The sequence below is a fragment of the Rhodococcus sp. ARP2 genome, from assembly GCF_001029585.1.
Classification (GTDB): domain Bacteria; phylum Actinomycetota; class Actinomycetes; order Mycobacteriales; family Mycobacteriaceae; genus Rhodococcus_F; species Rhodococcus_F erythropolis.
Map to the genome: position 1 here is coordinate 16,617 of NZ_LEKE01000024.1, position 15,133 is coordinate 31,749.

13 protein-coding genes are annotated in these 15,133 nt (G+C 64.0%); 10 read left to right on the forward strand and 3 right to left on the reverse strand.

Annotation, left to right across the window (positions count from 1 at the left end; all coding sequences use genetic code 11):
• Positions 1-159 precede the first annotated feature (159 nt).
• The 7 genes from ABX74_RS04520 (at position 160) to ABX74_RS04550 (ending at position 7,550) form a co-directional block, all read left to right on the forward strand.
• Positions 160-1,542, forward strand: a complete 1,383-nt coding sequence (locus ABX74_RS04520) for a hemolysin family protein (RefSeq protein WP_019748444.1) — start codon at positions 160-162, stop codon at positions 1,540-1,542.
• Entirely contained in the window at positions 1,535-2,623 is a 1,089-nt protein-coding gene (locus ABX74_RS04525) for a hemolysin family protein (protein ID WP_003944826.1), read from the forward strand. Before ABX74_RS04520 ends, ABX74_RS04525 begins: the two co-directional genes overlap by 8 nt.
• Before the next feature lie 3 nt (positions 2,624-2,626).
• The gene (locus ABX74_RS04530; RefSeq protein ID WP_019748443.1) at positions 2,627-3,505 is read left to right on the forward strand and encodes a hypothetical protein; all 879 of its coding nucleotides are present in this window, start codon (positions 2,627-2,629) and stop codon (positions 3,503-3,505) included.
• Positions 3,506-3,523: 18 nt separating this feature from the next.
• Positions 3,524-4,837: a CoA transferase gene (locus tag ABX74_RS04535; RefSeq protein ID WP_047888329.1), complete on the forward strand. Its 1,314-nt coding sequence runs from the start codon at positions 3,524-3,526 to the stop codon at positions 4,835-4,837.
• Between the two features lie 31 nt (positions 4,838-4,868).
• The gene (locus ABX74_RS04540; protein WP_019748441.1) at positions 4,869-5,345 is read left to right on the forward strand and encodes an OsmC family protein; all 477 of its coding nucleotides are present in this window, start codon (positions 4,869-4,871) and stop codon (positions 5,343-5,345) included.
• Complete coding sequence (locus ABX74_RS04545; protein WP_047888330.1) at positions 5,338-6,372, forward strand: nucleoside hydrolase; 1,035 nt, start codon at positions 5,338-5,340, stop codon at positions 6,370-6,372. The genes ABX74_RS04540 and ABX74_RS04545 overlap by 8 nt, the downstream gene beginning before the upstream one ends.
• 230 nt (positions 6,373-6,602) lie before the next feature.
• Positions 6,603-7,550, forward strand: coding sequence for a sulfite exporter TauE/SafE family protein (locus ABX74_RS04550; RefSeq protein ID WP_047888331.1), 948 nt, complete (start codon positions 6,603-6,605; stop codon positions 7,548-7,550).
• A gap of 61 nt (positions 7,551-7,611) precedes the next feature.
• Here ABX74_RS04550 and meaB read toward each other — a convergent pair whose 3' ends face one another.
• Genes meaB through mutA form a run of 3 tightly spaced genes read right to left on the reverse strand, consistent with a single transcriptional unit; the run spans position 7,612 to position 12,766 of the window.
• Complete coding sequence (gene meaB / locus ABX74_RS04555; RefSeq protein ID WP_003945003.1) at positions 7,612-8,604, reverse strand: methylmalonyl Co-A mutase-associated GTPase MeaB; 993 nt, start codon at positions 8,602-8,604, stop codon at positions 7,612-7,614.
• 17 nt (positions 8,605-8,621) lie between these two features.
• Positions 8,622-10,874 (reverse strand): methylmalonyl-CoA mutase, encoded by a 2,253-nt coding sequence (gene scpA, locus ABX74_RS04560; RefSeq protein WP_019748436.1) that lies wholly within the window; start codon positions 10,872-10,874, stop codon positions 8,622-8,624.
• The gene (gene mutA / locus ABX74_RS04565) at positions 10,871-12,766 is read right to left on the reverse strand and encodes a methylmalonyl-CoA mutase small subunit (protein WP_020969616.1); all 1,896 of its coding nucleotides are present in this window, start codon (positions 12,764-12,766) and stop codon (positions 10,871-10,873) included. Before mutA ends, scpA begins: the two co-directional genes overlap by 4 nt.
• Positions 12,767-13,189: 423 nt before the next feature.
• Here mutA and ABX74_RS04570 point away from each other — a divergent pair, with 423 nt between their 5' ends.
• From ABX74_RS04570 to ABX74_RS04580, 3 genes are read left to right on the forward strand one after another with little or no spacing between them, the layout of a single operon-like run.
• On the forward strand, positions 13,190-13,897 hold the full coding sequence (locus tag ABX74_RS04570; protein WP_007727829.1) for a TVP38/TMEM64 family protein: 708 nt from the start codon (positions 13,190-13,192) through the stop codon (positions 13,895-13,897).
• Positions 13,898-13,928: 31 nt separating this feature from the next.
• Positions 13,929-14,525, forward strand: a complete 597-nt coding sequence (locus ABX74_RS04575) for a hypothetical protein (RefSeq protein WP_020907749.1) — start codon at positions 13,929-13,931, stop codon at positions 14,523-14,525.
• Positions 14,526-14,580: 55 nt separating this feature from the next.
• Positions 14,581-15,114, forward strand: coding sequence for a hypothetical protein (locus ABX74_RS04580; RefSeq protein ID WP_003944797.1), 534 nt, complete (start codon positions 14,581-14,583; stop codon positions 15,112-15,114).
• The last annotated feature ends 19 nt before the right edge of the window (positions 15,115-15,133 follow it).

Consider the following 15,133-nt stretch of genomic DNA (forward strand, 5'->3'; position numbering starts at 1 on the left):
GAGAGGAACCCGGTGCCCGAGGCACCCACACACTTACCCGGCGCTACACCCGTCGTTTTATCCGAGGAATCGTCTGATTCCGCTGGTTCGGAGGGCTCCTCTAGCGAGCCGGGAGACAAACCCGGCGGCCCCCGTGCACACCTCAGGTGGCGATGACACATGGACATCGTTTTCACCATTCTCAGCCTGGTCGGCTTCATCGCGCTGACTGCAGGCACCGCCCTCTTCGTGGCGGCCGAATTCTCACTGACCGCGCTCGAACGCAGCACCGTCGACGAAGCTGCTCGTGGCGGCGACCGACGCTCGCGGCAGGTTCAACACGCGCACAAGACTCTCTCGTTCCAGCTCTCCGGCGCTCAGCTGGGTATCACGATCACAACCCTGATCACCGGTTACCTGGCCGAGCCCGTTCTGGCACGGTTCATCACACCGGTCACGAAGGCCGTCGGGCTCAGCGAATCCGCTGCCTCGACAACGTCTTTGATCCTGGCGCTCGTGATTGCGACCTCGTTCTCCATGATCTTCGGTGAGCTCGTACCGAAGAACCTCGCAATCTCCAAGCCGATGCCCACCGCCCGCGCGACTGCGGGCCTGCAAGCGGGCTTCTCGCTGATCTTCCGGTGGGCCATCAACGGCCTCAACGGAACCGCCAACTGGATCGTGCGACGCCTGGGCATCGAACCCGCGGAAGAATTGCGCTCGGCGCGATCACCGCAGGAACTCGGGTCCCTCGTGCGGACGTCCGCGCAGCGCGGGTCCATCGACAAGGGCACGGCGATGCTCGTCGACCGTTCGCTGCAGTTCGGTGACCGCACCGCAGAAGAGCTGATGACTCCGCGAGTGAAGATCGAATCGCTGGAACTCTCGGACACCGTCGCAGACCTGATCGTGACGGCGTCGCGAACTGGCTACTCGCGCTTCCCCGTCGTTCGCGGCGATCTCGACGACACAGTCGGCGTCGTACACATCAAACACGCATTCACCGTTCCGGCCGAGCGCAGGCGCACGACGCGCGTCGACAGTCTGGCTCAACGTGTTCCCGTCGTGCCGTCGAGCCTGGACGGAGACACCGTCATGGAGCGGATCCGCTCCGACGGCATGCAGGTCGCTCTTGTCGTCGACGAATACGGCGGAACAGCCGGCATCGTCACGATGGAAGACCTCATCGAGGAAATCGTCGGTGATGTGCGCGACGAACACGACGAACCCGAACTCGACGTACAGCGCGTCGGCGACGGCTGGTCGTGCTCCGGTCTCCTGCGCATCGACGAGGTCACGTCGGCAACCGGATACACCGCACCCGAAGGCGACTACGACACGCTCGGCGGTCTGGTGCTCACCGAACTGGGCCGAATCCCCGACGAGGGTGACGAAGTGGAATTGCCCGACGTCGACTCGTCCGGTGATTCCCGCGGAAAGTGGATCGCCCGAGTGACCAGTATGGACGGCCGTCGTATCGACCGAGTGACCATCACGCCGGTCCCGGCACATGTCGAACCCGAATCCGCAGACGACGACACGAAGGAGTCCGACGATGAATAACCTCTTCGGTGTACTCCTCACCGTCGTGCTGCTCGCCGGTAACGCATTCTTCGTCGGTGCGGAGTTCGCGCTGATCTCCGCACGACGCGACCGCCTCGAGGCACTTGTCGCGCAGGGTAAGAAGCGGGCACTCACGGTCATCAAGGCCGGTGAGAACCTCTCGCTGATGCTTGCGGCAGCTCAGCTGGGCATCACGATCTGCTCGATCCTGCTCGGTAAGGTCGCCGAGCCCGCCATCGCGCACCTCCTCGAGGTGCCGATGGAAGCCGTCGGCCTTCCCGACGGATTGCTACACCCGATTTCGTTTGCGATCGCGCTCTCGCTGGTCGTCGTGCTGCATATCCTCCTCGGGGAAATGGTGCCCAAGAACATCGCGTTGGCGGGCCCCGAGAAGACGGCCATGCTGCTCGTTCCCGTGCATCTGGCGTTCATCAAGATCGCTCGCCCGATCATCGCGTTCTACAACCTCTGCGCCAACGGAGTGCTCAAGCTCCTGCGCGTCGAGCCCAAGGACGAACTCGACGTCACTGTCTCGGCGGTGGAGTTGTCCGCGATGATCGGTGAATCGCGATCCGAGGGTCTGATCGACGCCGAAGAACACCGGCGCTTGAAGCAGGCACTCGAATCGACAGATCGCACCGTCTCCGAAGTCCTGATCACTCTCGACAAGGTACGGACCATTCCCCTCACGCCGTCGGGAACAACACTGGGTGAGATCGAGCGTGCGGTCATCGAGACCGGATACTCGCGTTACCCGGTCCGAGCGAGCGACGGATCGCTGGCCGGGTACGTGCACCTCAAGGATGTTCTCGACGAGGTGCTCGACGAAGCTGCCGGGCCGGACACCGTCGTTCCGACGTCGGATATCCGCCCGTTGCCCATCGTTCCGCTCAGCACGCCGCTGGCCGAAGCGTTGGCCGGCCTTCGTCGGGCCAGCTCGCACCTCGGCGCAGTCACGGACGCCGACGGAGTGGTGATCGGTATCGTCGCGCTCGAGGATCTGCTCGAGGAGTACGTCGGAACGGTTCGCGACGGCACGCACCGCGGCACGGATGCTGTTCCCGGACAAAGAAACAGCTGATCGATGACACGTTCGGTGCATTCACTCGCACTCGCACAGAGCGAGTGGACGGCTCGGCGGGCACTTCACCTCGAGGAGGTGGAAAAGCTCGTCGAGCCGCACCGAGCGCGTCGTAGCGCCGGTATCTCTCACCCGGTGCACGACTTCCTCTTCACGTACTACAACTTCAAGCCCGCGCAACTGCGCCGCTGGCACCCCGGGTACGGAGTCGCACTCGAGAACGCCGGCGAATACGCAGCCTTCTCCGGCTACCGCGTCGACGAATCGGGTACCGCGACGGTCGAGGCCGCCGTGCTGGAGCGTCGGCGTCACACAGTCGAATTCGTGTGGAATCTGTTGAATCAGACGTCTGCGCGGCCCGCTGTGCTGGGCTGTTTCGGCCTCCACGAATGGGCGATGGTCTATCGCGGCGGCGAGGACGCGATCCGTCACCAGTCAGTGCCGCTGCGGCTCGGGTTCGCCGGTACCGACGCGGTCGTCGAATCCCTGCCACTCAAATGCACGCACTACGACGCGTTCCGGTTCTTCACACCGGACGCGGCCCCCAAGAACTCGCTCCCGCTTGCACGCGAAACCCAGATCGATCACGAACAGCCGGGCTGCCTGCACGCCGGTATGGATCTGTACAAGTGGAGCTTCAAGTTGTTGCCACTCGTGGATTCCGATCTGGTGATGCGGTGCTTCGAACACGCGCTCCTGGCCCGTGAACTCGACATGCGCGCGAGCCCATACGACCTCGCCGAGTACGGGTACTCCCCCATTCGTATCGAAACTCCCGCGGGCCGCGCCGAATACGTGCGTCAGCAACAACAGTTGGCGGATCGTGCTGCGCCGCTCCGCGATACGCTGGCAGAGAAGTGCCGGGAGCTTCTCGGCCACTGAACTGCCGAAAGGCGCCACATGGATCACGGGTACGGGTTCTATCTCGACGAATACCAACGTGACGTCGGGGTGCACACCGACGACCGACGCGGCCACATCGAATGCCCGGACTCGGCGGGCTTCCTTGCGGCGCACTTGCCGGTGTTCGACCTCGCTGCAGGCTCAGTCGCGGCCTTCGCCTCGGCAATTCTTCGGTCAACCAGCCCGGGCGACGGACACTGGACCCTCGATCCCGAGCGCATCGCCGCGTCCTTCTCGAGCGATCGACTGTTCCGGATCGGCGGCGAACCGATCAACGGATTCTCCGAATACTCGGGGTTCTTTGCCGCCCGCGACGGTTGGGTCCGCACGCACGGCAACTATCCACACCATCGCGACCGCCTGCTCGCCATCCTCGAACTCGACCATGGATCACCTAAAGATGCAGTGGCGCAACGGATATCCGAACTCAGCGCCATCGAGATCGAGCAGCAGGCCGCCGAGATCGGCGCCATCGCGGTCCGTGTTCGTACCGAGACCGAGTGGCGCCTGAGTGAGCAGTGCGCAGCTGCGAGGTCTGAGCCTCTGGTATCCATCCGAGTACGCGACGAGGGAAAACCCCGCACGCATCCGACGCGCCCACGTGTTCTCGACCTGACCCGCGTCATCGCCGGCCCGGTCGCGACCCGTGCCCTCGCGCTGGTCGGCGCTGACGTTCTGCGGATCGATCCCCCGGCGATCCCCGAGATCGGATGGCAGCACCTCGACAGTGGCCAGGGCAAGCGATCGGCGCTTCTCGACCTGAAATCCTCGGCGGAAGCGGCAGCATTCCGCGAACTCCTCGACACCGCAGACGTACTGGTCACCGGCTACCGTCCTGGCGCACTCGAAGCACTCATCGGGCAGGATCTTCCCGCCCACCTGATCCACGGGCGCGTCAGCGCATGGGGATGGGAAGGTCCGTGGGCGAATCGCCGCGGCTTCGACAGCATCGTGCAGGCCGCATCCGGTATCTCGTTCCTCGAGGGCGGCGAGAAACCGGGCGCACTTCCAGCGCAGGCCCTCGACCACTCGACCGGATACTTCTTGGCAGCTGGGATCCTCGACGCGTTGACGCTGCGCTCGCACGACGGCCGTGGCCGCGATGTCGACGTGTCATTGGCCAGCACCGGCGCCCGTCTTCTCGACGCACCCGGCCGAACCCTCCATCCCGGTCTACCGACCGCTCCCGGCCTGAATGCTGTTGTCAACCATGCCGACGTGACCACCGCACGACCCGCGCTGGCAGAGTTCGAGGACTACCCCGAACCATCCCATCCGTGGGGATCGGATCGGGCGGAGTGGGCACACTGAGGGACCGGCACATTCAGGGCAAGATGGACCTGTGAAGTCACATACCTACACACTCGACCTTCAGTGGACGGGCGATCTGGGAACCGGAACGTCCAGCACGCAGGGATATTCGCGCAATCATGCAATATCCGCGGTCGGAAAGCCGGAACTTCTCGGCAGCTCCGATCCCTCGTTCCGCGGTGACGCGCAGCGATGGAACCCCGAGGAACTGCTCGTTGCCTCCCTCGCCCAATGCCACATGCTCTGGTACCTCGGTCTGGCAGCTGCCGCTGGGGTCGTCGTTCTCGACTACAGCGATCAGCCGGTCGGCAGCATGATCGAGGAATCCGATGGCGGCGGCCAGTTCATCGAAGTGACGTTGAATCCGACGGTATTGGTCGCGGAGGCGTCGATGGTCGAGAAGGCCGAGGAGCTTCACGGCCCCGCACACACGAAGTGCTTCATCGCTCGGTCGGTCAACTTCCCTGTCCTGCATTCACCGACGATCCTGGTGGCCACCGATGAGTGATACGCACAAGCTCATCGTCGACGTCGACACCGGCATCGACGACTCGTTGGCGCTTCTCTATCTCCTTGCCAGCCCCGAAGCCGAGATTCTGGGGATTGCGAGCACCGCCGGCAACGTTCCGGTGGAACAGGTCGCGGCCAACAACTTGAACTGGCTTGCGCTCTGCGGCGCCCCGGACATCGAGGTTGCACTCGGCGCCCGCGAGCCACTGGTCATCCCGTTGCGCACCACCGAGGAGACTCACGGTCCGCAAGGGATCGGCCATGCCGTCCTCCCCGATTCGGGTCGCAAGCGCTCGGTCCGAACGGCCACCGACCTCTGGGTGGATCTCGTCCGGGAGTACCCCGGACAACTCACCGGATTGGTGACGGGGCCGCTCACCAACCTTGCGCTGGCGATCAGACGTGAACCCGATCTGCCGTCTCTGCTGAAGCGGCTGGTCGTGATGGGTGGGTCGTTCAACTATCCGGGCAACACGACGCCGACCGCGGAGTGGAACGTCTCGGTGGATCCGCACGCCGCCAAGGAGGTGTTCGACGCGTTCTCCGTCGTACCCGCGCACCGGCGCCCGATCATCTGCGGCCTCAACGTCACCGAATCCATCGAGATGTTCCCCGAACATGTGCGTCGGCTCGCCGACGCTGCCGGGAGCACTCCGGAAGAGATCATCTCCCCTGACGACGGCCCCGACGTCCGCAGTTCCGCGTCCAACAGCGTGATCAGGCATATGTCCGACGCGATCCGGTTCTACATGGAATTCCATCGTGAATACGACCAGGGCTTTCTTGCTCACATGCATGATCCCTTTGCTGCTGCCGTCGCGCTCGATCCGAGCTTGGCGACGCTGAAACCGGCAACGGTAGACGTCGAAACCGAGAGTCCACTGCTGATCGGAACGACGGTCGCGGACTGGGTCGGGCACTGGAAGCGTGAGCCCAACGCGGATATCGCGGTCGGCACCGATCCGGCGGAATTCTTCGATCGACTTGTCCACCGAGTGGGAAATTACGCCCGCGTCGTGGGTTGACCGAGCCGGGCACCGGCTATGCTCGCATGGACAGAACACCAACGAACGAGAACAAAGGACCTGACGTGCAGATTTCCAGCCACGATGCCTCCCCGGCATTTGCGCTCGGATTGATGGCGTTCTGGCCCACTCGTCGTAGCGCATGCTTCGATCAGGCGTGTTGCTGAGCGGCGATTCTCGCTGCCTGCACCCCTGACTTTGTCGCTTCTTCGCTCGGAGTCTGTCTTCTCATGTTCAACCTTCTTTTGTTCACCCTTGTCGGCGTCGGCGCCCAGCTCGTCGACGGCGCCCTCGGTATGGCCTTCGGTGTCACCGCAACCACTCTGTTGATGATCGGTGGCCTCGGTCCGGCTCAGGCCAGCGCCGCTGTTCACCTGGCCGAGGTCGGCACCACCCTCGCTTCGGGTGTGTCGCATTGGAAGTTCAAGAACATCGACTGGAAGCTCGTCGCCAAGCTCGGTGTACCCGGCGCAGTCGGTGCATTCATCGGCGCAACCGTGCTATCGGGTCTGTCCACCGAAGCGGCAGTCCCCATCACGGCGACGATCCTGCTGGCCATCGGTATCTATGTGGCACTTCGCTTCTCGGTCCGCCCACCGGCCGTCGCGGACGCTCGCACCACCCCGCACACTGCACGTTTCCTGTCCCCACTCGGCCTGTTCGGTGGTTTCATCGATGCATCCGGCGGTGGTGGTTGGGGTCCGATCACCACCAGCACGCTGCTCTCGCGGGGCAAGACCGCGCCGCGCACCGTGATCGGCTCGGTCAGCGCCTCGGAGTTTCTGGTCGCCTCAGCCGCGTCGCTGGGATTTCTTGTCGGATTGGGTCGTGAGTCTGCTGGAAACCTCCTCGTTGTCGCCGGTCTCGCGCTCGGCGGTGTCATCGCTGCCCCGTTCGCGGCGTGGCTGGTCAGCCGTGTACCTGCCACCTTGCTCGGAACGGCGGTGGGCGGCGTCATCGTGTTGACCAACGCACAGAAGCTGTTCAAATCCTTCGACATCACCGGGCCGGTCACAGTGGCCGGCTACCTGGCCATTCTCGGCGCGTGGGCAGCGCTGCTGTTCTACGCGTGGAAGCGGTCCACGCTCACCCCAGCCGAGGCAGAAGGCGATTTCACGGGAGTCGAACTCGCTGTCGAGAACGAACTCACCGAGCCTGCGGTCAAACGCGAACGATAGCTCGTCACAGAAGAAATCCCGGGTATCCGCTGTCGGATACCCGGGATTTTGTTTTTTCGCCCTAGTTGCTTCCGTCGAACGCGTCGAGAATTCGCCCCGCCGCCAACGCTGCCGTCAGCGAACCGTCACGCACGCTCTGCTCGACGTCGGCCCGGATCGCACGCACCCGATCGTTGCTCGAGAGCCTGCGTAGCAGCTGATCGTTGACCATCGTCCAGGTCCAATCGACCTGTTGCTTGCGACGCTTCTCCTCGAACTGTCCTGCTTCGGTGAGCACCTCACGGTGTTTGGTGACAGTTCCCCAGAACTCGTCCAGCCCGACACCCTCGAGGCCGCTCATCGTGATGACGGGCGGCTTCCAGATGGCGTCGTGCGGGTAGATCAGGCGAAGCGCTCCGGCCAATTCGCGGGCAGCACCCTTTGCCTCGCGCTCATGCTTTCCATCGGCCTTGTTGACCGCCACCAGATCTGCGAGCTCGAGGACACCCTTCTTGATGCCCTGGAGCTGATCACCGGTACGAGCGAGGGTCAGGAACGTAAAGCAGTCCACCATGTTGGCAACAGTGACTTCGGACTGGCCGACACCCACCGTCTCCACCAGGATGACGTCGAAACCGGCAGCTTCGAGAAGCACGATGGTCTCTCGGGTTGCCTTGGCAACACCACCGAGCGTGCCGGACGTCGGTGACGGCCGGATGTACGCATTCGGTTCGACGGTGAGCCGAGCCATGCGTGTCTTGTCGCCGAGAATCGAGCCGCCGGTGCGGGTGGACGACGGATCGACCGCCAACACCGCAACCCGATGTCCCTTGCCCAGCAAGTACATTCCGAGCGCGTCGATGAACGTCGACTTGCCGACGCCGGGAACGCCGGTGATGCCGATCCGGTGCGCTCCCCCGGCCTCGGGCAGCAACTTCAGCAGAAGCTGCTGTGCAAGGGCCCGGTGGTCGTCGCGAGTGGACTCGACGAGGGTGATCGCCCGAGCGAGGCCGGCACGCTGATTTCCGCGCACCGCCTCGGCGAGGGAATCAATGTCGATGGGCTGACGTGCCATCTTCAGTGACCCCCTTCTCAGCTGTGGTCGTGACCCAGTTGGGCGGAGAGCTTCTCCAACAATCCGCTGGCAGCGTCGGCGATGACGGTTCCGGGCGGGAAGATGGCAGCAGCGCCGGCCTCGTAGAGTTCGTCGAAGTCACCGGGCGGAATGACGCCGCCGACGACGATCATGATGTCGGGACGACCGGCCGCAGCCAAAGCCTCCCGCAGCGCCGGCACCAAGGTCAGGTGACCGGCTGCCAACGACGACACACCGACTACGTGGACGTCGTTGTCGGCCGCCTGATTGGCGACCTCTTCGGGGGTCTGGAACAGCGGTCCGACGTCGACGTCGAATCCGATGTCCGCGAAGGCCGTGGAGATGACCTTCTGGCCACGGTCGTGACCGTCCTGGCCCATCTTCGCGACGAGAATACGGGGACGACGTCCCTCGTCCTCGGCGAATTTCTCGACCAGTTCCATCGCCTTGCTGATGTTGCTCACCGTTCCTGCCTCGTCGCGGTACACACCACTGATGGTGCGGATCTCGGCCTGGTGGCGTCCGTACACCTTTTCGAGGGCGTCGGAAATCTCGCCGACGGTAGCCATCGCGCGGGCGGCGACGACAGCGAGGGCGAGGAGGTTGTTCTCCATGCCGCCTTCGGTGGATGCGGCAGCGCGAGTGAGGTTCGCCAGTGCGGCCTCGACGGCTTCCGGATCACGTTCTGCGCGAAGGCGAACCAGCTTCTCGAGCTGTTCCTTGCGGACCTTGGAGTTCTCGACCTTGAGAACTTCGATGGTGTCGACCTCGTCGGGAACGTACTTGTTGACGCCGACGAGCGGCTGCCGACCGGAGTCGATGCGTGCCTGGGTGCGGGCGGCAGCTTCCTCGATGCGCAGCTTCGGGATGCCTTCGTTGATGGCCTGAGCCATTCCGCCGGCTTCCTCGACCTCTTCGATGTGCTTACGAGCCCGGTTGGCGAGTTCGTTGGTGAGCCACTCGACGTAGTACGAGCCGCCCCACGGGTCGATGGGACGCACGGTGCCGGATTCCTGCTGCAGCAGCAACTGGGTGTTACGGGCGATGCGGGCGGAGAAGTCCGTCGGCAGTGCGATGGCCTCGTCGAGTGCGTTGGTGTGCAGCGACTGAGTGTGGCCCTGGGTGGCAGCCATGGCTTCGACGCAGGTACGCGGAACGTTGTTGAAGACGTCCTGCGCGGTCAGAGACCAGCCCGAGGTCTGCGAGTGGGTACGCAGCGAGAGCGACTTCGCGCTCTTGGGATCGAACTTGGCAACAAGCTCGGCCCACAGGAGGCGTCCGGCGCGGAGCTTGGCGACCTCCATGAAGAAGTTCATGCCGATGGCCCAGAAGAAGGACAGGCGCGGTGCGAACTTGTCGATGTCCATACCGGCGTCGAGGCCGGCGCGGATGTACTCGACGCCGTCCGCAAGGGTGTACGCCAGTTCCAGATCGGCCGTCGCTCCGGCTTCCTGGATGTGGTAGCCCGAGATGGAGATGGAGTTGTACTTCGGCATTTCCGCGCTGGAGTACGCGAAGATGTCCGAGATGATCCGCATCGAGGGCTTGGGCGGATAGATGTAGGTGTTACGAACCATGAACTCTTTGAGGATGTCGTTCTGGATCGTTCCGGCCAGCTTGTCCGGGGTGACGCCTTGCTCGCCTGCCGCGGCGACGTACAGCGCGAGAATCGGGAGCACAGCGCCGTTCATCGTCATCGAGACCGACACCTGCGAGAGGTCGATTCCGTCGAAGAGCTGACGCATGTCGAGGATGGAATCGATTGCGACACCGGCCATTCCGACGTCACCCGCAACGCGAGGATGATCGGAGTCGTAGCCGCGGTGTGTGGCGAGGTCGAAGGCGACCGAGAGGCCCTTCTGACCGGCCGCGAGGTTACGACGGTAGAACGCATTCGACTCCGCGGCAGTGGAGAATCCGGCGTACTGGCGAATGGTCCACGGCTGGTTCACGTACATGGTCGGGTACGGACCACGCAGGAACGGCGCTGCGCCAGGGAAGCTGTCGAGCGGGTAACCGGACTCGGCGGCGGCCGTGCGGTCCGCACCGGTGTACACCGGCTTGACGTCGATGCCTTCCGGGGTGGACCAGACAACCTGCTCGGCGGCGTAGTTGTTGGCGTTTGCGCCCTCTTCGATGAGCGCCTGTGCCTGCTCGACCGACGGCGGTGTGGGTGCCGGAGACTGCGGGTCCTCGAGTGGGACCTCGGCGAAACTGCCGATCACGTGCTTGACCTCTCGTGTCGTCACTTGGAGCTTCCCGTCTCGATGAAGTCGAGCAGTTCGGTCAGAGCCGACACTGCGTCGATGCGGGCTGTGAGGAATCCGTCCGGGCGAGAATCGCCGGTCGCGTCGGCGACTGCCTTTTCCGGTCCTGCGAGCAGCACCTTGGTAATGCCGGCAGCGCGAAGTTCGGCGACGGCCGCTGCGGCGCTCTCGCCGTAGCGCTTGTCCGTGCCGCACAGCACCGCGACGGTGGCACCGGAAGCCTTGACGGCTGCGGAGATGGCTTCTGCGCCTACCTCGAGGGGGCCAGGGTTGACTGCGTCGATACCACCCGAAGCGAGCAGGTTGGACGCAAACGTGGTGCGCACGTTGTGTTCTGCAACCGAGCCCAGCGGCGCGAGAAGCGCAGTGGGACGGGCGCCGCCGGCGGCGAGGAACGCGTCCGAACGGTCACGAAGCGCTTCGAATGCAGCTGCGTAGCGGGCGACGGACTGGCCGGGCTCGACGGCTTCGGCGGACAGCGGCGTTTCGCCGAGGTTCGGGAACTCGTTGACACCGGTGACCGTGGTCTTACGGTGTGCGATGTCGGAGTCACGCTTGGCCTTCGTGGCAGCGATGCGACCGGAGACGATTCCCGCTTCGAGTGCCGCCAGATATCCGCCGGCTGCTTCGATTTCCTGGAAGAACTCCCACGCGGTGGCGGCGATCTGCTGCGTCAGGTCCTCGACGTACCAGGAGCCCGCCGACGGATCGAGCACGCGGCCCAGGTGCGACTCCTCGAGGAGAAGCAACTGCGTGTTGCGCGCGATGCGCGAGGAGAAGGACTTGCTGACACCGAGGGTGCCGTCGGCCAGGGCGACGTCGAACGGAAGAACAGTCACTGCATCTGCTCCGCCGACGCCGGCGCCGAATGCGGCGAGGGTCGTGCGCAGCATGTTCACCCAGGGATCACGCTGAGCCATCATCGCGGCGGAGGTGACTGCGTGCTGCGGCGCTCCACCGAAGTCGGAAGCTCCACAGACCTGAGCGATGCGGGCCCACACGAGACGTGCGGCGCGGAACTTCGCGATGGTCTGGAACTGATCGTCGGTTGCCGAGTAGCGGAAAGCCAACTGCGACAACGCAGCACCGATGGTCAGACCGCTCTCTGCGGTGAGTGCGCGGAGGTATTCGAGTCCGGCGGCAATCGCGGCTCCGAGTTCCTCGGCGTCGCCGGCACCCGCGTTGTGGAAGGCCGTGCCGTCGACGGTGATCGCGTGCACGGTTTCCGCGCGAGCTGCAGCGAGGGCGGCCAACTCGACGGCGCCTGCAAATTCGACGTCGGCTGCGCCTGAGAACGAACTGGTCAGCGGCGCTGCACCGAGGTGAACTCGGATACTGCTGCGATCACTGACGCCGTCGCCGGCTTCGCCGCGAGCATCGAGGAGAGAGAAGAGTGCGCGGGCTGCATCGTTCACCTCGGCGCCTGCGTCGAGCGTGAGCGGTGCGAGGTCGAGAAGAACGCCCTCGAGCGCAGCGGCGAGGTCGGTGACCGGAACGCCGTCGGCGCCCACCTTCAACCAGAGTGCGCTGACTCCGTTTTCGAGGGCGTCCAGGATGGCGCGATTAGTCTCGGCCGCCGAAGCGGTTCCGAATGCAGCGGAAACCAACCAACCGGCATTGACATCACGGTGAGCGTCGACGCCACGCACGTACGGAAACGTGCCCGGCAAGCTCTGCTCGGGACGCTCGTCGCGTGGGCTGTAGAGCGGTGCGACAGTGACACCGTCGTAGGTGACGGTTTCGAGCAGTTTCTGTGGCTCGGGGCCCAGCTCTGCCGCATCGACTCTGCGGGACTTGGCGAGCACACCGGCTACGGAGCGCTGCCACTCCGCGTACGCCTGCTCGACAGCCTCGGCTTCTGAAGCTAATGACACTGTGTCCGCTCCCTCTCATTTTTTGCGTGAGCGCTTTACCGATAATCGGATTTGTTCGTTAGTTCTGTGATGCTAACCCGCGGTTGAGCCCAGATATCGTGAGGATCACGTCATGTTCTTCACAGGGCAGTTCGCGGCCACTTTCCGACCGGTCAGACGACGTGCAGATTCGGTCGTTCGTGCACGTGTGACCGGCCCTTACCTAGCGATTGTTCAGCATGTTTACGGGTTACCCGCGAGTTCGTTTCACTGGCCGGGACTGCAGGTGAAGGTGACTCCGAAAGCCTAGTGGTTTTCGTCACAGCACCGTTTCATTGTCGCCTGGAGCACGTCGCTTTCCCGCCCCCGTGGCGATGTTCGACTCACGATTGCGGGTCGGCAGTCGGCCCGGTTCACCGTTCGCAGGTAGCCTTGTGACCTGTGATGGGACGCCTGCTGGACCGAAGATTGATCGCAATAGTCCTGGTAGTGCTCGCTTTGTTCCTCGCAGCCCTCCTCGCCCCACATCCCACGGTGTCCCAGGTGCGAGAGTGGGCGGACTCGGTTGGCCCGGCGTTTCCCCTCGTGTTCTTCCTGGTTCATTCGATAGTCACCGTCGCGCCGTTCCCGCGCACCGTCTTCACCCTCAGTGCGGGGGTTCTTTTCGGCTCGGTGACCGGCATCGCTCTTACCGTGGCGGCAACGACTGTGAGCGCCGTTCTGGCCCTCTACCTGGTCCGCGCCATCGGCCGTGACGTCGTGTGGCAACGGATTTCGAGTCCGACGATCCGGCGGGTGGACGAGCGGATCGAAAAGCGGGGGTGGCTGGCCGTCGGCTCTCTGCGCTTGATCGCGTTTGTCCCCTTCTCGGTGGTGAACTACTGCTGCGGCATTTCGTCGATCCGGATCGTGCCCTACATCCTTGCCACCGTCGTCGGCATCTTGCCCGGCACTGTTGGGATTGTCGTTCTGGGCGATGCGCTCTCCGGCGAAGCCGATCCTCGTCTCCTGATTCTGTCCGGGATCTGCATTGCGATCGGCATCGCCGGTCTGGTGTTCGACGCTCGCCGTCAGCCTTCACCGGGCGAAACCATCGTTGACAACGGTCAACCTCAAGAGGTTGATTTGATTGAGTCAACCCAAAACGATTGACTATTGAAAGTCAACTATCTAGCATTGACTAATGTTCGTACTGACAGTGGATCAGCGAGGTAGTCGACGCGATGTCGACCGCGTCGGGGACATCATCGACGACATGGTCGATCGCAGGCTCCTGCGGCCGTTCGAGCGCACTGCGGGCGACGAGATTCAAGCGGTGACCGACGATCCGGCGCTACTCGTCCTCGTCGCACTCGAGCTGATTCGGCGCGAGCACTGGAGTGTCGGGATCGGGATCGGTCCCGTCGAGCAGCCTCTCCCACGGCAGACCCGGGCCGGACGCGGACCGGCATTCGAAGCTGCTCGGATCGCCGTCGAGCGAGCCAAGCGAGCTCCGGCCAGAATTGCTGTCGAACAGGCGCCGGCCGACAGCTCACGCGACGAACTCGCCGCCGATGTCGATGCCGCGTTCACCTTGCTCGGAACGATTGTCACGAGACAGACGAAGGACGGACGCGAAGCCATCGCTCTGATGGACAGCGGACTTACTCAGGTCAGCGCGGCAGCCCACCTCGGAATCACCAAGCAAGCCATGTCCAAGCGACTCCTGACAGCCGGGTGGCACGCAGAACTCGCGGGGCGCAGACTCGCAGAACGACTTTTGGTCAGACTCCAGCCCTAGACTGCTCACGCTCGCACCGGTACAAACTCGTCGACACAGCAGGGGGCTCGAATACATGGTCGTTCTGGCGTTGATCGCGCTCGCCGTCGCCGCCGCGGCACCAGCAGTTGCAGCGGCACTGGGACCGCTCAGTCGTGGTCGACTGGAAGTCCCCGAATGGGCGTCGTCCGTGGTGGCTCTTCCGGCGCTGGGTGTTGCCGCACTGGCATCGACCCGAACGACCCCGGTCACCGGTTTCGCTCTCGGGGCGACGCTTGTCCTGTGCGTACTTGCCGCCGCCACGGCCGGTGCACCGTTGGTACTTGCCACCTTCAAGATCGCTCGTCGCCAACCGGACGGGAGCCCGGCACCGGACGCCGGACCTCTTCGCGGCGGACGTGTGATCGGCATCCTCGAACGGCTCGCGGTGGCGGCGTCGATTCTCGCAACCTGGCCGGAGGGGATCGCGATCGTCTTGGCAGTCAAGGGGCTCGCACGGTACCCGGAACTTCGCGAACCTCACGCGTCCGAGCAGTTCATCATGGGAACTTTCGTCAGTGTCCTCTGGGCGATCGCTGTATGCGGAACGGGACGGGCACTCATCACGTAGGTGACGAGCGCCCGTCCCG

Coding starts and splice junctions, on each gene's coding strand:
- ABX74_RS04520 (WP_019748444.1), top strand. CDS start 160: ATGGACATCGTTTTCACCATTCTCAGCCTGGTCGGCTTCATCGCGCTG.
- ABX74_RS04525 (WP_003944826.1), top strand. CDS start 1,535: ATGAATAACCTCTTCGGTGTACTCCTCACCGTCGTGCTGCTCGCCGGT.
- ABX74_RS04530 (WP_019748443.1), top strand. CDS start 2,627: ATGACACGTTCGGTGCATTCACTCGCACTCGCACAGAGCGAGTGGACG.
- ABX74_RS04535 (WP_047888329.1), top strand. CDS start 3,524: ATGGATCACGGGTACGGGTTCTATCTCGACGAATACCAACGTGACGTC.
- ABX74_RS04545 (WP_047888330.1), top strand. CDS start 5,338: ATGAGTGATACGCACAAGCTCATCGTCGACGTCGACACCGGCATCGAC.
- ABX74_RS04550 (WP_047888331.1), top strand. CDS start 6,603: ATGTTCAACCTTCTTTTGTTCACCCTTGTCGGCGTCGGCGCCCAGCTC.
- meaB (WP_003945003.1), bottom strand. CDS start 8,604: ATGGCACGTCAGCCCATCGACATTGATTCCCTCGCCGAGGCGGTGCGC.
- ABX74_RS04570 (WP_007727829.1), top strand. CDS start 13,190: ATGGGACGCCTGCTGGACCGAAGATTGATCGCAATAGTCCTGGTAGTG.
- ABX74_RS04575 (WP_020907749.1), top strand. CDS start 13,929: ATGTTCGTACTGACAGTGGATCAGCGAGGTAGTCGACGCGATGTCGAC.
- ABX74_RS04580 (WP_003944797.1), top strand. CDS start 14,581: ATGGTCGTTCTGGCGTTGATCGCGCTCGCCGTCGCCGCCGCGGCACCA.